This is a genomic window from Methylobacterium sp. D48H (assembly GCF_053345715.1).
This window is the reverse complement of record NZ_JBKFAP010000026.1, coordinates 1-20,434: the sequence shown is the minus strand read 5'-3', so window position 1 is coordinate 20,434 and position 20,434 is coordinate 1. Positions and strand designations below refer to the sequence as shown.

At 74.7% G+C, this 20,434-nt stretch carries 22 protein-coding genes, 1 tRNA gene and 1 pseudogene; 9 read left to right on the top strand and 15 right to left on the bottom strand.

The window, feature by feature from the left end:
* The first annotated feature begins 132 nt into the window (after positions 1 to 132).
* Complete coding sequence (locus ACLBX8_RS26540) at positions 133 to 906, top strand: GNAT family N-acetyltransferase (RefSeq protein ID WP_132367844.1); 774 nt, start codon at positions 133 to 135, stop codon at positions 904 to 906.
* An 11-nt stretch (positions 907 to 917) separates the two neighbouring features.
* Here ACLBX8_RS26540 and ACLBX8_RS26535 read toward each other — a convergent pair whose 3' ends face one another.
* Complete coding sequence (locus ACLBX8_RS26535; RefSeq protein ID WP_447716046.1) at positions 918 to 1,235, bottom strand: hypothetical protein; 318 nt, start codon at positions 1,233 to 1,235, stop codon at positions 918 to 920.
* Positions 1,232 to 1,960, bottom strand: coding sequence for an SGNH/GDSL hydrolase family protein (locus tag ACLBX8_RS26530; protein WP_447716045.1), 729 nt, complete (start codon positions 1,958 to 1,960; stop codon positions 1,232 to 1,234). The genes ACLBX8_RS26535 and ACLBX8_RS26530 overlap by 4 nt, the downstream gene beginning before the upstream one ends.
* Before the next feature lie 352 nt (positions 1,961 to 2,312).
* On the opposite strand from ACLBX8_RS26530, the gene ACLBX8_RS26525 reads away from it, so the two are divergent.
* Positions 2,313 to 3,089, top strand: a complete 777-nt coding sequence (locus ACLBX8_RS26525; protein WP_447716044.1) for an SDR family NAD(P)-dependent oxidoreductase — start codon at positions 2,313 to 2,315, stop codon at positions 3,087 to 3,089.
* Between the two features lie 4 nt (positions 3,090 to 3,093).
* On the opposite strand, the gene ACLBX8_RS26520 is transcribed toward ACLBX8_RS26525, so the two are convergent.
* Positions 3,094 to 3,342 (bottom strand): hypothetical protein, encoded by a 249-nt coding sequence (locus tag ACLBX8_RS26520; RefSeq protein WP_447716043.1) that lies wholly within the window; start codon positions 3,340 to 3,342, stop codon positions 3,094 to 3,096.
* A gap of 236 nt (positions 3,343 to 3,578) precedes the next feature.
* Here ACLBX8_RS26520 and ACLBX8_RS26515 point away from each other — a divergent pair, with 236 nt between their 5' ends.
* Both ACLBX8_RS26515 and ACLBX8_RS26510 read left to right on the top strand, forming a co-directional pair.
* On the top strand, positions 3,579 to 4,148 hold the full coding sequence (locus tag ACLBX8_RS26515; RefSeq protein ID WP_020094795.1) for a PepSY domain-containing protein: 570 nt from the start codon (positions 3,579 to 3,581) through the stop codon (positions 4,146 to 4,148).
* Between the two features lie 246 nt (positions 4,149 to 4,394).
* Positions 4,395 to 6,671 (top strand): xanthine dehydrogenase family protein molybdopterin-binding subunit, encoded by a 2,277-nt coding sequence (locus ACLBX8_RS26510; protein ID WP_447716042.1) that lies wholly within the window; start codon positions 4,395 to 4,397, stop codon positions 6,669 to 6,671.
* A gap of 159 nt (positions 6,672 to 6,830) precedes the next feature.
* Here ACLBX8_RS26510 and ACLBX8_RS26505 read toward each other — a convergent pair whose 3' ends face one another.
* The 6 genes from ACLBX8_RS26505 to ACLBX8_RS26480 form a co-directional block, all read right to left on the bottom strand.
* Positions 6,831 to 7,940, bottom strand: a complete 1,110-nt coding sequence (locus tag ACLBX8_RS26505) for an aldo/keto reductase (RefSeq protein WP_020094797.1) — start codon at positions 7,938 to 7,940, stop codon at positions 6,831 to 6,833.
* Positions 7,941 to 7,995: 55 nt separating this feature from the next.
* Complete coding sequence (gene larB / locus ACLBX8_RS26500; protein WP_103985981.1) at positions 7,996 to 8,676, bottom strand: nickel pincer cofactor biosynthesis protein LarB; 681 nt, start codon at positions 8,674 to 8,676, stop codon at positions 7,996 to 7,998.
* Positions 8,673 to 9,491: an adenine nucleotide alpha hydrolase gene (locus ACLBX8_RS26495; RefSeq protein ID WP_100253472.1), complete on the bottom strand. Its 819-nt coding sequence runs from the start codon at positions 9,489 to 9,491 to the stop codon at positions 8,673 to 8,675. The genes larB and ACLBX8_RS26495 overlap by 4 nt, the downstream gene beginning before the upstream one ends.
* A complete protein-coding gene (locus tag ACLBX8_RS26490) occupies positions 9,488 to 10,774 on the bottom strand; it encodes a LarC family nickel insertion protein (RefSeq protein ID WP_447716041.1) in 1,287 nt (428 codons plus the stop codon). Before ACLBX8_RS26490 ends, ACLBX8_RS26495 begins: the two co-directional genes overlap by 4 nt.
* A 113-nt stretch (positions 10,775 to 10,887) precedes the next feature.
* Complete coding sequence (locus tag ACLBX8_RS26485) at positions 10,888 to 11,598, bottom strand: Crp/Fnr family transcriptional regulator (RefSeq protein ID WP_447716040.1); 711 nt, start codon at positions 11,596 to 11,598, stop codon at positions 10,888 to 10,890.
* A gap of 376 nt (positions 11,599 to 11,974) precedes the next feature.
* On the bottom strand, positions 11,975 to 13,159 hold the full coding sequence (locus tag ACLBX8_RS26480) for a YihY/virulence factor BrkB family protein (RefSeq protein ID WP_447716039.1): 1,185 nt from the start codon (positions 13,157 to 13,159) through the stop codon (positions 11,975 to 11,977).
* A gap of 184 nt (positions 13,160 to 13,343) precedes the next feature.
* Between ACLBX8_RS26480 and ACLBX8_RS26475 the strand changes: the two genes are divergently transcribed.
* Both ACLBX8_RS26475 and ACLBX8_RS26470 read left to right on the top strand, forming a co-directional pair.
* Positions 13,344 to 14,348 carry an SDR family oxidoreductase gene (locus tag ACLBX8_RS26475; protein WP_447716038.1) on the top strand — a complete coding sequence of 335 codons (1,005 nt, stop codon included), beginning with the start codon at positions 13,344 to 13,346 and terminating at the stop codon, positions 14,346 to 14,348.
* Between the two features lie 106 nt (positions 14,349 to 14,454).
* Positions 14,455 to 15,216, top strand: a complete 762-nt coding sequence (locus tag ACLBX8_RS26470) for a sigma-70 family RNA polymerase sigma factor (protein WP_447716037.1) — start codon at positions 14,455 to 14,457, stop codon at positions 15,214 to 15,216.
* A gap of 236 nt (positions 15,217 to 15,452) precedes the next feature.
* Here ACLBX8_RS26470 and ACLBX8_RS26465 read toward each other — a convergent pair whose 3' ends face one another.
* The 3 genes from ACLBX8_RS26465 to ACLBX8_RS26455 form a co-directional block, all read right to left on the bottom strand.
* On the bottom strand, positions 15,453 to 15,869 hold the full coding sequence (locus tag ACLBX8_RS26465; protein WP_447716036.1) for a hypothetical protein: 417 nt from the start codon (positions 15,867 to 15,869) through the stop codon (positions 15,453 to 15,455).
* Complete coding sequence (locus tag ACLBX8_RS26460) at positions 15,862 to 16,176, bottom strand: hypothetical protein (protein WP_447716035.1); 315 nt, start codon at positions 16,174 to 16,176, stop codon at positions 15,862 to 15,864. The genes ACLBX8_RS26465 and ACLBX8_RS26460 overlap by 8 nt, the downstream gene beginning before the upstream one ends.
* A gap of 67 nt (positions 16,177 to 16,243) precedes the next feature.
* On the bottom strand, positions 16,244 to 16,801 hold the full coding sequence (locus ACLBX8_RS26455; RefSeq protein ID WP_020094808.1) for a metallophosphoesterase: 558 nt from the start codon (positions 16,799 to 16,801) through the stop codon (positions 16,244 to 16,246).
* Between the two features lie 141 nt (positions 16,802 to 16,942).
* Here ACLBX8_RS26455 and ACLBX8_RS26450 point away from each other — a divergent pair, with 141 nt between their 5' ends.
* From ACLBX8_RS26450 to ACLBX8_RS26440, 3 genes are all read left to right on the top strand, one after another.
* Positions 16,943 to 17,644, top strand: coding sequence for a DNA-3-methyladenine glycosylase family protein (locus ACLBX8_RS26450; RefSeq protein WP_447716034.1), 702 nt, complete (start codon positions 16,943 to 16,945; stop codon positions 17,642 to 17,644).
* Positions 17,645 to 17,681: 37 nt separating this feature from the next.
* Positions 17,682 to 17,757 (top strand) — tRNA-Ile (locus ACLBX8_RS26445).
* Positions 17,758 to 17,899: 142 nt separating this feature from the next.
* Positions 17,900 to 19,000, top strand: coding sequence for an adenylate/guanylate cyclase domain-containing protein (locus tag ACLBX8_RS26440; RefSeq protein ID WP_447716033.1), 1,101 nt, complete (start codon positions 17,900 to 17,902; stop codon positions 18,998 to 19,000).
* A gap of 32 nt (positions 19,001 to 19,032) precedes the next feature.
* Here ACLBX8_RS26440 and ACLBX8_RS26435 read toward each other — a convergent pair whose 3' ends face one another.
* From ACLBX8_RS26435 to ACLBX8_RS26425, 3 genes and pseudogenes are all read right to left on the bottom strand, one after another.
* Positions 19,033 to 19,431 (bottom strand): hypothetical protein, encoded by a 399-nt coding sequence (locus ACLBX8_RS26435; protein WP_447716032.1) that lies wholly within the window; start codon positions 19,429 to 19,431, stop codon positions 19,033 to 19,035.
* Entirely contained in the window at positions 19,428 to 20,168 is a 741-nt protein-coding gene (locus tag ACLBX8_RS26430; protein WP_447716031.1) for a hypothetical protein, read from the bottom strand. The genes ACLBX8_RS26435 and ACLBX8_RS26430 overlap by 4 nt, the downstream gene beginning before the upstream one ends.
* A pseudogene (locus tag ACLBX8_RS26425) lies at positions 20,165 to 20,434 on the bottom strand (RNA-directed DNA polymerase); the annotation flags it as partial. The gene ACLBX8_RS26430 and the pseudogene ACLBX8_RS26425, both read right to left, overlap by 4 nt.

The following is a 20,434-nucleotide window of genomic DNA, read 5'->3' as shown; positions in this document are numbered from 1 at the left end:
AGGCGGGCGCGGACACGGCTGCGGAGGCAGGTCCGGGCACGGCCGGGGACACGGCCGGGGACGCAGCCAGGGACATCGCCGAGGCCCGGGCGCCGTCCCCCGCGCGGGCCTCCGCTCGGACGGCCGCCTGACATGCAGGCGCCCGAACCGACCTTCGAGACCCTGCGCGACGCCCATGTGGCCGCGCTCACCGGCTCCCTGATCGACGGCGTCGAGCACGGCCCCGGGGGCGCCGGCTACGTCTGGTCGCGCAGCATCCCGGACCCGACCGTGAACTTCGCCTTCGGCGTGCACCGTCCCGACCAGTTCGCCTGGGCGGGCGCGGCCGCCCTCGGGCGCGCGCGGGCGCCGGCCTTCCTGGCCCGGGACGACGGCGAGATCGCGCTGCTGCGCGCCCTGTTCGAGCCCGCGATCCTCTACCCGGCGCGCTGGATGGTGGCGCGGGAGCTTCCGGCGCCGGCCCCGGCCGGCAGCGCCGTCACCGTGCAGGCGACGCCCGCGCCGGGGCCGGATTTCGAGAGGGTCTTCGCCCACCTGTCCGACGCGCCGGGCGTGCGGACGCATCTGCGCCGCTACTACATCCCGGCGCTGCGCGCGGCCCGGGGCCGGCACGGCCTCGTGACCCTGCACCTCGTCCTGCGCGACGCCGCCGGCCCGGCGGCGTGCGCCAGCCTCTACCTGCGCGGCGAGACGGCGGGCCTGTACAATGTCAGCACGCGGGCCGACCGGCAGCGCCGCGGCCTCGGCACCGCCGTGACGGTCGCGGCCCTGCGCGAGGCGCGGGCGCGGGGGGCGGTTCAGGTCTTCCTGCAATGCCCGGCCGACGGCAGGACCGAGGCCCTCTACGCGCGGGCAGGCTTCCGGACGGCCTGCGCGCCGACCCTGCTGTGCACGACCCCGCCCTGATCCGGACCCGCTCAGAACGGCTCCGCGCCGTACCCGTCGGGCGTGAGGCCGAGGACGAACCCGATCTCCGCCTCCGCGTCGCGCAGGACGAGCGCGCTGGCCGGGCCGGTCACGACCTTGCCCCGTCCCTCGATCCGGGCGCCGTAGCGACCGTGGGGTTCGAGGGCGGCCAGCGCCGCGAGGGCACGGCGCACCGCCCGCGGGTGGCGGACGCCGTTCTCGTCGCGCCAGGCCGCCTCCTCGCCGGGCCAGAGCCGCTGGGGCAAGTGCTGCACGCCGGCGCGCGCGGGCGGCCGCAGGGCCGCGGCGAGGCGCGTGCGGAGCCTCACGGCCGGCCGATCCAGGCGGCGCGCAGGATCCGCAGGGGCGCGGCCGGCACGGGCCTCCGGACGGGCGCGAGCGGGAGCGCATCGAGCACCACCGCGCTGGCGAGCGCCGCGGCCAGGGGTGCGTAGTCGGCCAGATGCACGCCGTCCCGGTGGAGGCCCAGACCGGCGAGGCCGCCGGTGCCGGATCGCCACGGCGCGAACGGGTCGAAGAAGGTGCGGCCCCCCGCGGCGCAGAGTGCCGCGAGGCGATCCGAGAAGACCGCGACGGCGGCGGGATCGCGCCCGGTCGCCCCGGCACCGATCGGCGGGATCGCCGCGACGAAGACCTGCGCGGCCCAGTCCTCCAAGCGGCGCAGGATGTCCCGGACATCGGCCTCGAACCGGTCGACCACCCGGGCCCGCTCGGGATGGCGCCAGCGCTGTATGTCGTTGGTGCCGGTGATCAGCACCGCGGCCGCGCAGCGGACCGGGACGCGCAGCGCCGCGAGCTGGCGGCCGCAATCGGCCGCGGTGCTGCCGCCGACCGCGACGTTGATGCAGGGCCGGCCGCCGAGATCCGGCGCGCCGACGAGCTCCGCGTGGGAATTGCCGGCGAGGAGCACGCTGCCGGGCGCGGCCGCCCGGAGGGCCGCGCGGATGACGGGACGTCGCGCGGCGAAGCGGTGCCCGACGATTTGCCCGTGCCGCCAGTGCCGGGCCGCATTCTCGATCCAGTGGGCGCCCATGGCTGTCCTGATCAGGCGTGAGGGAGCGGCCGCTCCCGGACGGCCGGGATCGGAGGATGACGGGGCGGGCCGGCCCGCAGCCCGGATACGGGGAACGACAGGCCATGCGCGGCCGAACGACTTGCCGTCGCGCGATGGATCGTCGGAGCAACTTTTCAGAAACACTTATTTCTCTGACCCAATACATTGGGTCATCTTCACTGCATATATGTGGGAAAATATCACACGTCAATCGCCACACGGGCCGAACGGGCGCCGTTGCCGGGCCGGACGCCTTCCGGCGGATGCGGCGCCGCGCTACCTCGGGACTCGCGGGGCGCCGTCGGCCGCCCGGGAGCGGCGGGGAGCCAGGATGGCGAGCGCGATGATCAGGGACCGGGTCTTCATCGTCACGGGCGCGGGCTCGGGCCTCGGGGAGGCGGCGGCGCGGGGCCTCGCGGCGGCGGGGGCCCGGGTGGTCGTGGCCGACATCGCCCGGGAGGCCGGCGCCCGGGTGGCGGCGGACCTCGGGGCGCAGGCCCGCTTCGCCGAGACGGACGTCACCCGCGAGGCGGACGGCGCGGCGGCGGTCCGGGCGGCGCTCGACGCGTTCGGGCACCTCCACGGGCTCGTGAACTGCGCCGGCATCGCGCCGGGGGAGAAGGTGGTCGGCCGCGACGGGCCGCACCGGCTCGAGACCTTCGCGCGGGCGGTCTCGGTCAACCTCGTGGGCACGTTCAACATGATCCGGCTGGCCGCCGACGCCATCGCCCGCGAGGCGCCGGACGCGGCCGGCGCCCGGGGCGTGATCGTGAACACCGCCTCGATCGCGGCCTTCGACGGCCAGATCGGGCAGGCCGCCTACGCGGCCTCGAAGGGCGGGGTGGTGTCCATGACCCTGCCGATCGCCCGGGAACTCGCCCGGCATGGCATCCGGGTGGTCACCATCGCGCCCGGCATCTTCGAGACCCCGATGATGGCGGGCCTGCCCCAGGACGTGCAGGACACGCTCGGCCAGAGCGTGCCGTTCCCAGCCCGCCTCGGCCGCCCGTCGGAATACGCCGACCTCGTCCGGCACATCTGCGAGAACCCGATGCTGAACGGCGAGACGATCCGGCTCGACGGGGCACTGCGGATGCCGCCGCGCTGACGGCTCAGCCGATCGACACGCTGGTCAGTACCTCGGCGGCGCGGCGGACCTCGGCGGCGATCATCTCCTCGCTCGGGCCGTCGATCGGCAGGTCCGACAGGATCGCCGCCACGTCGCGCTTCACGTCCTCGCGGATCTCCGGGTTTTCCTCGGAGAGCCGCCCGATCAGGACGCCGAGCACGATCTCCAGGGCGGACAGCTTGGCGTGCAGGCGGGTGAACTCGTCCAGGGGCTCGGGCTGGTGCGCGGTCATGGCCTGCTCCATCGGGGGGACGTCCGCCGTCCCCGAGGGGCGCGCCGGATCGCCCGCGTGTCATACAGGGGCGCCGGCCGTCCGTCTCGCCGGGCGTCGACCCCGCGCGGCCCCGGGCGCCGACCCGGCCCCGCCCGGGCGACGGGACCCGAATTTTTTCCCGATCGCGGGCAACCGGATTTCCGGACGCGACGTTTCACGCATCCGTGAACGAACCCGCGAAGGGACACACCGCCATGATCACCCGTCTCACCGCCGCAGCCGGCCTCCTCGCCCTCTCCACCGGCCTCGCCCTGGCCCAGACGCCCACCGCGACGCCCGCCGAGCCGGCCACGAAGGCCGACAGCAACATGAAGGAGTGGCAGGTCGCCAAGGTCGCCAAGGTCGGCCTCGCCCAGGCGCTGGCCACCGCCGAGTCGCAGGGCGACGAGAAGGGCGGCCGCGCCATCGACGCCGATTTCGAGAAGGCCGGCAGCAAGGATCCGGCCCACTACGCGATCAAGGTCGTCTACCCGAGCGGCAAGCTCGTCGAGTACGGCATCAACGCCGATACCGGCGCCCTCTACAAGACCGAGAACCAGCCGTTCGAGCGCTACTTCACCCGGCTGAAGGCCTCCGACTTCCAGAACGCCAAGACCTCGCTGAAGGACGCGCTGGCCATCGCCGAGCAGAAGGCCGGCGGCGGCAAGGCCTACGAGGCCGAGGTCGAGAAGGACGGCTCCTCGGTCCAGTACGAGATCAAGGTCGCCGGCGCCGACAAGGAGCAGGAGGTCAAGGTCGGACCGGACGGCAAGGTCCTGAACTGAGATCTAGGGCTGCGGCGGTGAAGGCTGCCGCAGCCCGCTCCGTCCTTGCGAGCGGAGCGAAGCAATCCAGGCAGCGCCACGCTTATCCAGGGCGCGCTGCCCTGGGTCGCTTCGCTCCGCTCGCGATGACGCCTGGGCCCGTTCGGTTGCTGCATCCTGTCGCTCCACCGTCCGGGGAGCCGTGAAGCCCTCACGGCGCTTCCCCCTTGCGATGCGGCCCGAGGGGCCGCGAACGGGGAGGGCGGCATGGACGCCGGCGCGCAGGACACCGACGGCCGTCTCGGCCGCCCCCACACCCGGATCGAGGGACCCGACAAGGTCACCGGCCGGGCGCTCTACAGCTCCGACCTCACCGGCTCGGACCGGGACACGGCCCACGCGGCCCTGGTGACCAGCACCATCGCCCGGGGCCGCATCACCGGGTTCGACCTCGCGGCGGCCGAGCGGGTGCCGGGACTCCTCCGGATCTTCACCCACCGGGACTTCGCGGGCGCGGTGGCGCCGGTGAAGCACCTGATGGCCGGCGGGTACGCCAACAGCTCGCACCGTCCGCTCGATTCCGACACCGTCGCCTATGCCGGCCAGATCGTGGCCCTCGTGGTCGCCGAGACCCTGGGCGCCGCCGAGGCGGCGGCCGGTGCGGTGAAGGTCGCCTACGCGGAGGAGCCCGCCGCCGGCGGCTTCGACGCCCCCGGGGCCGAGACCGTGCGCCTCGCCGACCTGAAGCCCCACCACGCGGACATCGCCCGGGGCGACGCCGAGGCGGGTCTGCGGGAGGCCACCGTCCGGGTCGAAGCGCGCTACGCGACGCCGGTCCAGCACCACAACCCGATCGAGCTGTTCACCACCCGGGCCGCCTGGGACGGCGAAAGGCTCACCGTCCACGAGCCGACCCGCTACGTCGGCGCCGTGCAGCACGGGCTCGCGGCGCAGCTCGGGCTCGATCCCGCGCAGGTACGGGTGGTGGCGGGGCTGATCGGCGGCCATTTCGGCTCGAAATTCGCCCTGTCGCAGCACACCGCGCTGGTCGCGCTCGCGGCGCTGCACCTCGGCCGGCCGGTCTCGCTGGTGCCCAGCCGGCGACAGTGCTTCACCATCGCCAATTATCGGCCGGAATCGCGCCACCGCATCCGACTCGGCGCCGACCGGACGGGCCGGTTCACCGCCCTGGTCCACGAGGCCGAGACCGTGACGTCGCGCTTCGATCCCTTCGTCATGGAGGGCGCGGAGGTGACGGCGAGCCTCTACGCCTGCCCGAACATCCGCACCGAGGAGCGGGCCGTGCGGGTCGATCGCAACACGCCGGGGCCGATGCGGGCGCCCCCGGAGGTGCCGTTCCTGTTCGCCCTGGAGAGCGCCGTCGACGAGATGGCGGTCGCGCTCGGCATGGACCCGATCGCGCTGCGCCGCCTCAACGACACGGCGGTCGATCCGGTCTCCGGAAAACCGTTCTCGACCCGGCCGCTGATGGCCTGCTTCGACGCCGGCGCGAAGGCCTTCGGCTGGTCGCGCCGGGTGCCGCGCCCGGGCGCGATGCGCGACGGGCCCTGGCGGGTGGGTCTCGGCTGCGCGACTTCGGTGCGGCCCACCAAGATCGCGGCCGCGACCCTGCGGGTCCGGCTCGGCCCGGACGGCGCCGCGGAGGTCGCCTGCGCGCACCACGAGATCGGCAACGGCATCACCACGCTGCTGGCGATGGGCGCGGCGGACGGGCTCGGCGTGCCGGTGGAGCGGGTCACCGTCCGGCTCGGCGACACCGACCTGCCGGCGGCGGGGATCTCGGGCGGGTCGAGCACGACCACCAGCCTGATGAGCGCCCTGGCGCTCGGCTGCCGCCAGATCCGCGAGAGCCTGGCGCAGGCCGCGACCGGGCAGGGCGGGCGCCTCGCCGGCCGCGATCCGGGCAGCCTGCGCCTCGCGGGCGGCCGGCTCGCGGCGCCGGACGGGGCCGGGATCGCGCTCGGCGAGGCCGTCGGCCCGGAAGGCGTCGAGACGGTCGCGGAGTTCGTGCCGGCGGGCCGCGACCGGGAGAAGGCGCTCGCGGGCCTGCGGCAGGGCCATATCGGGCTCGTCCTCGGTGGGAGCGGGAAGGCCGTCTCCTGGGGCTTCGGCGCGCAGTTCGCCGAGGTCCACGTCCACGCCGAGACCGGGGAGATCCGCGTCGCCCGGCTCACCGGCGCCTTCGCGGCGGGGCGCATCCTCAACCCGCTGACCGCGCGGAGCCAGCTCACGGGCGGGATGATCTGGGGCCTCGGCTCGGCGCTGCTCGAAGAGACGGTGGTGGACGGCGCCGCCTACCGCAACCCGGATCTCGCCGAGTACCTCGTCCCCACGGCGGCCGACGCGCCGGAGGTGGAGGCGCTGCTGGTGCCCGATCCCGACGATCAGGTCGATGCGCTGGGCCTGAAGGGCCTGGGCGAGCTCGGGATCATCGGGGTGAACGCGGCCATCGCCAACGCGATCCACCACGCCACCGGCCGCCGGATCCGCAGCCTGCCGATCCGGCTGGAGGACGTGGCGTGAGGGGCTGACTCTCCTCCCCCTTGCGGGGAGGAGTTTGGGGATCGCAGATCCCGCGTGGGGGTGGGGCCGGAAAGGGCTCGGCGATTCCTTCTGAACCACCCCCACCCCTAACTTCTCCCCGCAAGGGGGAGGGGAATATCGGACGCGCTTGCCCGCCGCCTACTCCATCGTCGGCGCGAGCTTCTTCACGCTCGCCACGTCCTCGCCGAGCCACGCCGCGTTCTTGGCGGTGCCGTCGAAGGTCGCGCTCGTCTTGAACAGCTCGTACTTGCCCTCCAGCGCGTAGGGCTTCGAGCGCGACAGCAGCTCGGCCACCGTGGCCTTGTCCATCGGCTTGAAGGTCTTCACCGCCTCGAAGGCCTGGTCGAGGTCGCGCTGGTTCTGGATGCCGGTGATCACCACCGAGACCGGCAGGTTCAGCGAGAAGTGCAGGTACTCGAGCGGCTTGATCGGCGCGTCCGCCTTCAGGATCACCCCGTCGCCGAAGGTCTTCATGGCGAGCGGCGCGATGCCGTTCTGCACGAGATAGGGCAGGACGAGGTGGCTGAACGAGCGGAAATGCGCGTCCATCACGTTGACCGGCATCTGCACGGCATCGAAGTGGAAGCCGCGCTCGGCGGCGACCTCCAGCATCTGCAGGTGGATGCGCGGGTCCTTGTGGCCGGTGAAGCCGATGTAGCGCAGCTTGCCCTGCTTCTTCGCCTCCAGGAAGCCCTCCATGGCGCCGCCCTCGGCGAAGACCCGGTCCGGGTCGTCGTAGCGCAGGATCTCGTGGTGCTGGACGAGGTCGATCCGGTCCGTGCGCAGGCGCAGGAGCGACTGGTCGATCTGCTTGAGCGCCTCCTCCTTGGTCCGCCCGTCCATCTTGGACATCAGGAAGACCTTGTCGCGGTAGCCGCCCTGGGCCAGGGCCGCGCCCATGCGCAGCTCGGAGCGCCCCTCGTTGTAGTCCCAGCAATTGTCCATGAAGGTGATGCCGCGGTCGATCCCGGCATGGATCAGCCGCGTCGCCTCGTCGTCCGTCACGGCGCTCTTGCCGAGATGGAACCCGCCCATGCCGATCGCAGAGATCTTTTCGGAGCTCTTCCCGAACGACCGGTAGAGCATCTCGCCCCGGCGCTCGCCGGGATCGGTGACGAAGGGCAGGTCCGCGGGGTCCTGCGGGCGGTTGCCCGGGAGGACGGGGGCGTTCACGGCCGCACCCGCGCTGCCGGCGCCCGCGAGGCCCGCGCCGAGCACGGCGCCCTGGAGGAAGCTGCGGCGTTCCATCGGCTGTCTCCGTTCGAGGATGTCCCGGTGAGGGGAGGTAATGCGTCGGGCCGCGTCATCGTTCGGTCCCCGTGGCGAGGCGTCCCGCCGCGTGGAGCAGGCGCAGGGCGGCGCAGGCGGCGCCGTAGCCGTTGTCGATGTTGACCACCGTGATGCCCGGCGCGCAGCTCGCCAGCACGGCATCGAGGGCCGCGCGCCCGCCCGCGGCGACACCGTAGCCCACGGAGGTCGGGACCGCGATCACCGCGCCGGCCACGAGGCCCCCGACGACGCTGGGCAAAGCCGCGTCCATGCCGGCGGCGACGATCACCACCGGGTGCGCGCGGATCTCCTCGATCCGCGACGTCAGCCGCCACAGGCCGGCGACGCCGACATCGGCGAAGAGCGAGGCCGCCCGCCCGGCATAGGCCAGCACCCGCAGGGCCTCGCGGGCGACGGGCACGTCCGAGGTGCCGGCCGCCACCACCGCGACCCGGGCCGGACCGGTGATCCGGGGGGTCTCGCCGAACACCGCCGTGCGCGAGACCGGGCAGTAATCGAGCCGCGCGGCGTCCCGGAGCCGGTCGCGCTTCTCCGGGTCGAGGCGGGTGAGGAGCAGCGAGGCGCCGCGCGCCCGGGCGGCCTCCAGGATCGCATCGATCTGCTCCGGGCTCTTGCCGGCGCAGAAGATCGCCTCCTCCAGCCCGATCCGCTCGGGCCGGGCGAAATCGAGGGTGAACTCTTCGGCGATGCTCACGCCCGGGCCTCCCGTGGCTCGACCAGGAAGGCGCTGCCGACCCGGTAGGGGGCGAAGCGGACCGGGCCGGCGAGACGGGCCGGCGCCATGTCCCGGATGCCCGCCCCGAGCGTCTCGCGATCCTCGGCGTCGAGGGCGGCGAGGCTCGCCGGATCGAGTTCCACCACCACGCCCTCGGCGCGGACCCGACAGCGGACGGCCCGTCCGGCGCCGTCGGTCGCCAGCGCTCCGCCGACCAGCCGCTCGACCGCGTGAATGAAGGTCAGGGTCTCCGGCTCGATGGCGATGCCTGTCTCGACCCGGCTCGACAGGCAGGGCGCGGCCGGCAATTCCGCCACGGCCCCGAGGCCGAGGTCGCGGGCGAGCGCCCGGACCGACGCCTTGTCGAACCCGGCCTCCACGTAGGGGTGGCGCACGCCGTGCTCCCGGGCGGCGTCGAGGCCGGGGCGGTACTCGCCGAGGTCGTCGCGGTTCGCGCCCGACAGGATCTGGCGGTCGGTGACGCGCCGGACCGCGCCGTAGAGGTTGGTCTTGCAGAAGAAGCAGCGGTTGACCGGGTTCGCCCGATAGGCCGGGTCGGCGAACTCGCCGGCCTCGATCACCCGTAAGGACCAGCCCTCGCGGGCGCCCTCGGCGCGCACGCGCGCGGTCGCTTCCTCCGGCACCGCCGGCGAGACCGCGTGGACCATGAGAGCCGCCCCCGGCGCCAGCCGGTGGGCGAGGGTGGCGAGCGTCAGGCTGTCGACCCCGCCGCTCACCGCCACCGCGACGGGGCCGAGCCCGGCGAGGACGGATTCCAGATGCTGGCGCGTCACCGCTCCTCCTGCTCCTGTTCCAGGGCGAGGCGCTCGGCCTCGCGGCGTAGGGCGGCCCGGGCCGCGTGGCCCGCTCGGTCACGGGCGTCGTCGGCCTCGGCCTTGGCGGTGCGACCGCCCGGCCGCGCCACGATCTTCACGCGAACCGACCGGCCGTCGTGCTCGACCGTGCGGGCGGCGCGCGCGAGCACCGCGCCCTCCACGGGGTGGTAACGCAGGCCGATGGTCGTGGTCTCCCGGAAGGAGGCCGCGACCGCCGCCTCCAGGCTCTCCGGACGGACCAGGACCTGGATCCGGGCCATCATCCGGCCCTTCTTGCCGATGACCGGCATCTGCACGACGTCCACGATGCCGGGCTCGGCGCGCAGCCGGTCGAGGCCCGTGGCGAGATCCTCGCCGGACTGGTCGTCGACCTCGAAGGCGATCACCGCGAGATCCCGCCGGCCCGGGCGGGACGCGGCGCCGTCCTCCAGCACAAGGGCGCGCAGGCAGTTGCTCAGGCCCGGCAGGACGTTCGTGCCGAAGCCGATGCCGGTGCGCCCGAGGATCCCCCGGGGGCGACCGCGCCCGGGATCGTCGCCGCAGAGGTGGCGCAGGATCGCCGCGCCGGTGGGGGTGACGCGCTCGCCGGGGATCCCGTCGTCGAGGGTCGCGAAGCCCGCCAGCAGCAGCGTCGTGGCGGGGGCCGGGACGGGGAGGGGACCGTGCTGGGTCCGCACCCGGCCGGAGCCCAGTGGCAGGGCCGAGACGCTCCAGCTGCGCGCCTCCAGGGCGGCGATCAGGTGGGCGGCGGCGACGATGTCGGCGATCGAGTCGGCGGCGCCGACCTCGTGGAACGCCACCGCGTCGACCGCGATGCCGTGGACGCGGGCTTCCGCCGCGGCCAGATGCCCGAAGATGCCGAGCGCGTGCGCCCGCACAGCCGGCGCGAGATCCGCCGCCTCCAGCGCGGCGCGGATCTCCGACCAGGGACGGTGGCCGTGGTCGTGGGCATGATCGTGGCCGTGATCGTGGCTGTGATCGTGAGCATGCGGATGGTCGTGCTGCCCGGTATGCGCGTGCCGGTGCGGCGCGGGCCCGGGCTCCGCCCCGGGCGCCGACACGGTGAAGCGCGCGCCGCTGAGGATCCCATCGTTGTGCGCGCTGACCGCGCAGGCGATGCGCGCGTCGACCGCCCGGACGCTGGCGGACACGCCGGCCCGATGCTCGGGGAAGGCGTCCAGCAGGGCGGCGGCGAACATGTCGCCGGCGACGCCGCCGAGCGCGTCGAGGTGGATGTGCATCGTGTGTCGCGCGGGCGCCGGTGGCGGGTGACGGGTCCACCTCAGATCGGCCGCGGCCGCCCCGCGGCAAGGCGCACGCGGCCTCCGGTGCCGCGGCGTATCGCCCGCGCCGCTCAGGAGAGCTGCAGGTAGGCCGGATCGAACAGCCCGCGCTCCCGCAGCCCGTCGAGGTCGCGGATCGTCAGGCGGCGACTGCGCAGGGCGACGAGGCCGCCGGTGCGCAGTTCCTTCAGGGTGCGGTTGATGTGCACGCTCGTCTGGCCGAGGGCGTCGGCGAGGTCGGGCTGGGTCACCGGCATCGGCAGCGTCGTCCCGTCCGCGAGGCCGACGCGCGTCAACCGCAGGTGCAGCTCGCAGAACAGGTGCGCCAGCCGCTCGATCGCCGAGCGCCGGCCGACGCTGGCGATCCACTCGCGGTGGATCGCCATGGCGGCGAGCAGCTCCCGCCACAGACACTCCTCGACGGCGGGCCGGCCGCGGACCGCGTCGCCGATCTGCTCCGGGGCGATCCGCGCGACGGTGACGGGCGTCAGCGCGCCGATGGCGTGGTCCATGCGTGCCCGGCGGAACACGAACGGGTCGCAGAGGTCGCCCGGCAGGAGCAGCGCGACGATCGCCCGCCGCCCGTCCGGGAACTGCTTGTACCGGCAGGCCCAGCCGTCGAGGATCAGGTGCGTGTGGTACGGGTCGCTCTGCTGCCCCTCGATATCCTGCCGGGCCGCGACGTGGCGGACATGCAGGCGCCCCAACCCGTCGAGGATCGCGCGGTCCTCGGGCGCGAGCCGGACATGCCGCTCCATCTTCCGTACGAACGGGTTGTCCACGTCCGCCTCCGGTCAGATCACCGCGGCGCCGGCGTGCCGGCGGCCGGGCAGTCGCCGGGACAGGCGCCGGAGCAGGCACCGGGGAGGTCGCCGAAGCGGGGGGCGACGGGGGATCGGGCGACGTCGCGCCCATCCGAAGCGTCCCGAACGACGGCGCCGCCAAGGGTATCGGTCAAATAATGAGGCACGGATATTTCTATCGGCAGGGGGCCAAACCGTCGCCCGAACATCGAAGTCCGGATCTTCTTGATCGGCTTGTGCCTGCAGCAGAAAAACGCGCGCCAACCTGTGTTAAGTCGGCGTTCCCGCCGGCGACGCGCTCCGCGAGCCCCCCTCGCTCAGGAGGCCGTGCCCCCGGTGAGGGCCGGGCGCCGCGCTACTCCGCGGCGGCGCCCACCGTATCGGCCATGCGCGCCCGGCGCGTGCCCAGGGGCTGCGGTTCGCCGACGGTCGTGTCCTCGGCGGTCTGATGCTCCATCTCGGCGTTCACCTGGGCGCCGGCCAGCAAGATCATGGTCGAGAGCCAGATCCAGGTCATGAAGCCGATCGCCGCGCCGAGCGAGCCGTAGGTCTTGTTGTAGCTGCCGAAATGGCCGACGTACCAGGAGAACAGCAGCGACGCGACGATCCACAGCACGGCCGCGAGGGCGCCCCCGGGCGTGACCCAGCGCCAGCGCGGCGCGTCCCGGCTCGGCCCGTAGCGGTAGAGCAGGGCGAGGCCGAGCAGCACCGCCAGGAGCAGGACCGGCCACCGCAGCAGCGCCAGCCACCACGCGTCCGCGCCGAGCCCGACGAATTCCAGCACCACCGGCACCACCACCACCGCGGCCAGCGCCAGGAGGAGGAACAGGAGCGCCCCCGCCGTGAAGGCGAGGGAGACGAGATTGAGGACGAGGAAGTTGCGCTTCTCGCGCTCGTTGTAGACGAGGTTGAGGGCGTCGAAGACGTGCTTCACGCCGCCATTGGCGCTCCACACGGACAGGGCGATGCTGATGAGCAGGCTGAACCCGAGGGTGGTGTTGCCCTGCTCGTTCAGCCGCTTCACCTGGTCGCCCACGATCTCCAGGGCGCCCTGGGGCAGGATGCCCTGGAGGCTGGCGAGCTGGTCGTTGATGGTCGAGGCGTCGGCCACGAGGCCGTAGCAGGAGACCAGGGCCGCCACCGCCGGGAAGATCGCCAGGAGCGTGAAGAAGGTGACGCCGGCCGCGATCAGCGACAGGCGGTTCTCGCCGATGTCGTGATAGGCGCGCAGCGCGATGTCCTTCCAGCCCTTGGCGGGGATCTCGGTCGGCGTCGAGGCCAGCCGCCCGCGATCGGCCTCGGCCCGGGCCACGGCGTGGGCCTCCCGTCCCGCATGCGCGGGCGACGTCCGGCGCGCCCCGTCCCGGTCGGCGGACCGGCCGGGCGCACGGTCGGCCGAGGCACCGACCGCGCCGCGCGCCGACCGGCGGGGGAGGGCGACGAGGCCGATCAGCGCGGTGGCGAGGGCGAGCGTCCAGACCGTCGAGGCGCCTCCCTCGGGCGCGGCGGCCCTGGCGGGGGCTGGATCGGGGGCAGGCATCGGCGACCTCGGCAGGGTTCGGGCAGACGGGGGCGGGCCTTCGGGGCCGCGCGTCGCGGCGTCCGGGTCGGCGCGCCCGGGACGGCGCGTCCGAATGGCCGCAGCTGCGAGGGGGAACGCCGCGGCGCGGGGAAGGGTTCGCCGTGCAGTTGCAACTCGACGACACACGACGCGGAGAAACGGCATGCCACGCCTGGACGGCGGGACGGTGGTCATCACCGGGGCCTCGAGCGGCATCGGCCGGGCGGCGGCCGAGGCCTTCGCGGCGCGGGGCGCCCGGGTGGTGCTGGCGGCGCGGCGGGCCGACGTGCTCGACGGAATTGCCCGCGACCTGCGCGCGTCGGGCGCCGAGGCCGTCGCGGTCCCCACCGACGTCACAGAGCCCGAGGCGGTGGACGCCCTGTCCCGGGCGGCACTCCGGGCCTTCGGCCGCATCGACGTCTGGATCAACAATGCCGGGGTGGGGGTGTTCGGCCCCCTGCTGGACGCTCCCCTGGACCTGCACCGGCAGACGATCGCGGTGAACCTGCTGGGCGCCGTGCACGGGGCCTACGCGGTGCTGCCGCACTTCCTCGACCGCGGCCGGGGGACGCTGATCAACACGGTCTCGATGGGCGGCTGGGCGCCGACGCCCTTCGCCGCGGCCTACACGGCCAGCAAGTTCGGCCTGCGCGGCTTCTCGGCGAGCCTGCGCCAGGAACTCGCCCGGCACCGCCACATCCGCGTCTGCGCCGTATTTCCCGCCATCGTCGACACGCCGGGCCTGGAGCACGGCGCCAATGTCAGCGGCCGGCGGCTCAATCCCGGGCACCTGTACTACGCCCCCGAGGCCGTGGCGGAGACCTATCTCCGCCTCGCGCGCCACCCGCGCGACGAGGTCGCGGTCGGCTGGCCGGCCCGCCTCGCGCAGGTCGGCTACGCGCTGGCTCCGTACCCGACCGAGCACCTGATGGGTGCCGGGTTCCGGTGGGCCCTCGACCGGGCCGAGCCCGGGCCGCGCACGCACGGGGCCCTGCGCGCGCCGACGCCGGAGGGCACGCGGGCCGACGGCGGCTGGCGCGCCCGCAAGGGCGTCCCCGATGCCGGAACCCTGAGTACGGCCCTCGGCACGGGGCTCGCCGCCGCGGGGGCCTGCGCGGCCGTCCTCGCCGGTCTCGCGGCGGCGCGGCGGTTCGGCGCCCGCGGCTGAGCCCCGTTCGGGACAGGCGCTAACCCATGTTGCGGCATGGGCGGCCCGGGCGCGCCACAACCGGTCCTCTGGGCTTGACCGGCCCGCCCGCCGACGACCGGACCGAATGCCCGACACCGAAGGCCCATCGCTCCTCGATCCCATCGCGGACGTCGCAGAGGAGGCCGGGGACGAGACCCGCTTCGGCCTGCCGGAGGCCGTGCGCGCCCATCTCGGCACGCTCCTCGGTCGCGCCTACGACAGCATCGATCTGGACCCGGGCAGGGATGCGAACCCCTTCGCCGACCTGCTCGCGCGCCTGGAGACCGCCCTCGCGCAGGCCGAGGGCGAGCGCGACAGGACGTTCCGCGCGGGCCTGCTGCAGGTGGTGCCGGCGCTGCACCGGTTCGCGGTCTCGTTGACGCGCGACCCGGCCGCGGCGGACGATCTCGTGCAGGACACCCTGCTGCGCGGCTGGCGCGGCCGCGGCGGATTCACCCCCGGGACCAACCTGGAGGCGTGGCTGTTCACGATCCTCCGCAATGTCTTCTACAGCCAGCACCGCAAGCAGGGCCGCGAGGTCGCCGACACCGACGGCAGCTACGCCGAGCGGCTGACCAGCATCCCCGAGCAGGGGGGCCATCTCGACCTGCAGGACGTGCGCGCGGCCCTGGATCGGCTCGCGCCGGTGATGCGGGAGGCGCTGGTCCTCGTGGCGATCGAGAACCTGAGCTACGAGGAGGCCGCCGTCGTCATGAACTGCCGGATCGGCACCGTGAAGAGCCGGGTCTGGCGCGCCCGCGAGCAGCTCGCGCGCATGCTCGGCTACGGCGGCGACGAGATCGGCAGCGACGGGGTCATGCTCTCGGTGACCGGCACCTCGGCCTGATCGCGACGATTCTCCCGATCGAATACGCCAATTCGACACTTCGACGGCCGTATTCGCAAGCAAATTGACTTAGGTGAAAGCGCCCGGGCCGCCGCCTGGGCGATATGGAGCGGGTTGGGTCGATCCGTCGACTCGGCCGGGCTCCCATCGGTGTGACATCCCCCCGATCCACCGATGGGAGCCTCTTCACCGGCAGCCGCAGCGGATGCGCGGGCCGGACACCCCCGCCCCCGATCTCAGGTCGAGCCGCCCCGATCCGCGTCGAGCTGCTGCAGCAGCTCCGCCAGCCGGGGATCCAGCGCCTCGTCGATCACCGGATCGTACATCGCCCGCATCTGGTGGCCGAGCCGCACGCGCGTCTGCGCGTCGAGGGTCGGGCCGCCCGCGATGGGGATCACCCGCAGGGCGGCGGGTGCCGCGCCGGGGGCGTAGCGCTCGGTCGGTCTCGGGGCGGCACGCCGGTGCTCGGGCCGCGGTTCAGGCCGGTGTTCGGGATAAGGCATGCCTCCTACATCGGCCCGCCCCCCCGCCGCGGCAACCACCGGTCCGCCCGATGGCGCGCCCGGCGGCACGACCGGCGGCACGACCGGCGGCACGTCCGGCGGCACGTCCGGCGGCACGTCCCGCGGCGTCTCGTCGTCCGCCTCAGGCATCGTCCTCCGGGGCGAAGACCTCGCCCTTCTCGGCCAGCACAGTGTTGGCCGCGTCGCGGGCCAGCTCGTCCCGCGCGGCCGCGGGATCGGGGCGGCCGAGGGCCCGCGCCAGGGCCCCGTCCCAGCCGGGCGCCGGCGCCTGGCCCTGCCCGGCGAGGATCGCGCCGGCCCGGCGGCAGACCCGGTCCCAGTCCGGCGCGCCGAGGGCGGCCCAGTCGGTCCCGAGGCCGAGTTCGGTGGCGGCTTCGGTGGCGGCCCGGGTCGCGGCGTCGGCCGGGCCCGGCGGCGGGGCGGGGATGTCGGTCATGGCGATGCGGCCTCCTGCCGGGCTGTCGATGCTCCGGCGCACGATATAGCGCGCCGGTCCCCGCCCATCAGCGCAGGCCGTGGGCCGCGAGTTCCTCCGGCACGCAAGCGGCCGCGTCCTGGCGCACCAGGATCGCCTCGAGGGTGACCGGGCGGTCGTCCCAGGCATCCACGCCGACATCGCAGGAGCGCGTGGTGTCGGCGAGCCAGCCGTGGCTGTGCCCGTAGAGGTGGCGCGTCTCCCGCCACAGGCCCGGCCAGGCCCGGTGCGCGTAGTGCGACAGGAACAGGCGGTGCGGCCGCCCGCGCGCGTCCGCGACGGAGAGGCGGGCGCTCTCCACCGGCGGCTCGGCCCAGGGCAGGTCGAGGACACGGTTCGAATCGTGGTTGCCGCGGACGAGGCGCTTGGCGCCGTTCAGCCGCGCGAAGATCGCCGCGCAATGCGCCCGGCTGGCATGGGCGGCGAAGTCCCCGAGGTGCCAGACGACGTCCTCCGGGCCGACCACGGCGTTCCAGCCGGCGACCAGGGCCTCGTCGTGGGCCTCGACGCTGCCGAACCGAGCACCGCGGTGGCGGAGGATGTGCGGGTCGCCGAAATGCGTGTCCGCGGTGAAGAAGATCGCCATGGTGTCGAGACCTGGGCCGCGGGCGCGTCCCGTCCAGGCCGGCCGGCGCGGGGCGCGCGGCCGCACCGCCGCTTCGGGCCCGCTTCCAGCCCGACTCGGGCCCGCTTCCGGGAAGCCCCACAGGCCGGTAAGGCTGCGGCGATGCTGGATCCCGCCATCTACGCCCATCTCCTGGACGCGGCGCGCGCCCATCCGCCGCTGCGGGCCGCCCTGGAGCGGGCCGGTCCGATCCGGATCGAGCCGTCGGCGCATCCGTGCGTCGCCGACCGCCTGTTCGTCGAGGTGGTCAACCAGCAGCTCTCCGTCCGGGCGGCGGCGGCGATCTGGGCCCGGATCGAGGCCGCGGCCGCGGCGGCGGGCGCGAGCCCGAGGGGCCTGTTCGAGGCCGGGGACGCGGCGCTGCTGCGGGCCTGCGGCATCTCGGGCAACAAGGTGCGGGCGCTCCAGGCGATCGTGGCGGCCGAGACGGCGGGCCTCCTCGGGCCGGGCCTCGCCGCCCTGCCGCATCCCGAGCGGGCGGCGATCCTGTGCGGCATCCGCGGCGTCGGCCCCTGGACGGCCGACATGGTCGGCATCTTCCACTTCCACGACCCGGACATCTGGCCCGCGGGCGACGTGGCGGCGGTGGGCTGCCTGCGCCGCCTCACCGGGCAGGCCGACACCGTCGCGGTGGCGGCCGCCTTCGCGCCGTACCGCTCGATCCTGGCCCGCTACCTGTGGCGGATCAAGGACACGGCGCCCGCACCGGTGGACGTGCCTGGGGACGTGCCTGGGGACCTGCCGGCCCGGCCGGACCCGGCACCCCGGGCCCGGCGCCCCCGCGGCGCGGCGAAATCCGGGTGACGGCCGGCCGGGGATCGGCTATCCGTCGGCGCCTCCTGGGCCCGTAGCTCAATGGTTAGAGCCGGCCGCTCATAACGGTCTGGTTGCAGGTTCGAGTCCTGCCGGGCCCACCAGCCTTCCCCGATCGCGGGATCCGCCGGGTGGCAGGTCCCCCCCCCGGATCGAATGCCTCCGCCTGCGCCCTCTCGCCTTCGCCCCCCGCCATCGCGTAGGTCCAACCGTGCCCACCGCCACGCTCGACCCCGCCGATCGCCCATGCTCCCACAGTACCGCTGGCTCTGGGCCCTGACCCTCCTCCTCGCCTCCGGCGGGGCGGGCCTCCTCTACAACCTGCTCTTCGTCGGCGGGGCCTCGATGCTCGCCGGCCTGGTCTACGCCCTGGCGGTGGGCGGGACGGTGCTGGCCTTCGTGCCCGGCCTGGCCCTGTCGGGCGTCCAGACGCGGCTGCGCCGCCTGCCGGCGCTGGTCTACATGCTGGCCGCCGAGTTGCTCTACGTGGTGCTGATCACGCTCGGCTGCGCGCTCGGCGGCCTGGTCGTCTGGACCTTCGGCCTCACCGCCGACAGCCTGTCCACGGCGGTGCGGATCACGCCGCGGTTCCTCGCCTACTCGCTGGCCGTGTCGGCCCTGCTGGTCTTCGTCATGCGCATGCGCGACCTGATCGGCGGCGAGGTGTTCGTGAACTTCATGATCGGTCGCTACCACAAGCCGGTGCAGGAGGAGCGGATCTTCCTGTTCCTCGACGTGGTCGGCTCCACGGCCTTCGCGGAGACCCACGGCGACCTGCGCGCCCAGGAGTATCTCAGCACCGTGTTCGCGACGCTCGCCGAGCCGGTGCGGCGCAACGCCGGCTCCACGGACGACTTCATCGGCGACCTCGCGATGATCACGTGGCCGATGAAGCGCGGCCTCAAGGACGCGCGCTGCGTGACCTGCGTGTTCGCGGTGCTCGACCGGATCGAGGCCGACGCCGCGGCCTGGCAAGCCCGGTTCGGGACGGTCCCGCGGCTGCGGGCGGCGCTGCACGGCGGTCCGGTGGTCACGGCCGAAGTCGGGGTCGACCGCCACAAGATCGCGTATTTCGGCGACGCCGTGAACGTGACGGCGCGGATCGAGGCCCTGTGCCGCCCGCTGGGCGTCGACATCCTGATCTCGCAGGATCTCCTCGACCGGCTGGACCGGCTGCCCGACGGCGTCCGCGCCCGCCCGCTGGGGACGCACGCCCTGCGCGGCCGCGGCGCGCCCCTGGCGGTCGCCACCCTCGAGCGCGGCGCGGCGCCGGACCGGCTGATCCCGGAGCAGAGGCCGGCGCCGCCGGTGCTGGACCGCGCCGAGGCCGTCGCGGAACCGCGCTAGGCTCCCCGTCGGGGCCGCGTGTCGGTCGTGTCTCAGCGGCGGCGGACCCAGCGCTCCCACCAACGCTCCCACCCGTGCGCCCAGAAGCGCCGGCCCCGCGCGCTCGCCGCGCGCCGCGGGGCCGCGGCCGGGCCGGCCCAGTCGGAGGTTGCCCCGAGCGCCGCCGGCAGGGTGGCGATGAGCGCCGCCGGCCCCTCGATGTCCCAGCCGATCACGCAGCAGCCGCAGCCGGTGCTGCGCACGCGGGTGAGCCGGCCGGCATGGGCCAGCATCCAGCGCTCGGCGGCGGCGACGTCGTCCCCGTCGCCCACGTCCACGCACAGGGAGGCGCGCGCGTGGCCCGGGGCCGGCGGCCCCTCGGGCATTGGGTCGACCCGCCCGTAGAGGGCCCGCAGGGCGTCGGAATCCGGTCCGGCGTCGCCGGCGCTCACGGCGCGCCCATCTCGGCCAGCTGCCGCTTGGCGAAGGTGCAGGCCGCGAAGTCCGGGTTGATCGCGCAGGCCATGTCGAACGCCGCCCGGGCCCGGGACGCCTCGGCGGCGACGCCCTCGCCGAGGCGATAGGCCTGGCCGAGCATGGCGCAGCCCCAGGCGCCGCGCCGGTCGCAATCGAGACGGAAGCTCCGGGCGAGGCAGGCATCCGTGTCGGCGCGCGTCGCGTCGCGGAAGGGATCCTCCGCGTAGCCGCCGTTCCGGATCCCGGCCGCCCGGTTGGTGCAGCCCGCCGGGAACCCGCCCGCGCAGGCGAGGGCGTAGAGCCGCTCCTTGTCGAGGATGTCGGCGACGTCGAGGGAGTGGTGCTCCAGGGCGAGGGCGAGATCGAAGCAGGCCGGCGCGTTCGACCACCGGGTGCAGAGCGCGTAGCAGGAAGCGGGCTCGCGCGCGCAGCGGCGCTCGGTGGGCCGGCGGGGCGCGAACGCCCACCGCCAGAACGGGCGCTCCCGCGCGAAGGTGTCGGCCGGGCAGGTGCCGAAGCTGCGCAGCAAGGCCGGGTCCTGCCGCAGCGGCGCCGCGATCTCCGCGGCCTCGGCCTTGTTGAAGACGGGTGCGGCGGGCGCCTCGTCGGCCCGGGACGCCCCCGGTCCGAGCGAGAGGACCGGGGCCAGGGCGAAGAGCGCGGCGAGGCTGGTCCGGAGGTGCCCGGCCGGGGGGCTCCGTGCCGGGCTCATCGGCGCCGGCGCCAGCGGCGCAGCAGGCGTCGCAGGCCGAGGAGCAGGGCGACCGCGAGGACGAGCAGCCCGAGCGCCGGGTGCAGCAGGGCGGCCGCCTGGAACAGGACGAAGATCCCCAGGACGACCTTCCAGGGCTTCATCGGGGCGTCGTCGGGCTCGGCGCGCGCGTCCGGCGCGGCCTCCGCGCGGGCGGCCGTTTCCGGGGCGCCGAGGCGCGGGCGCCCCGAGGCCGGCACGCCGCTGCGGCCCGGCACCGGCGCGGC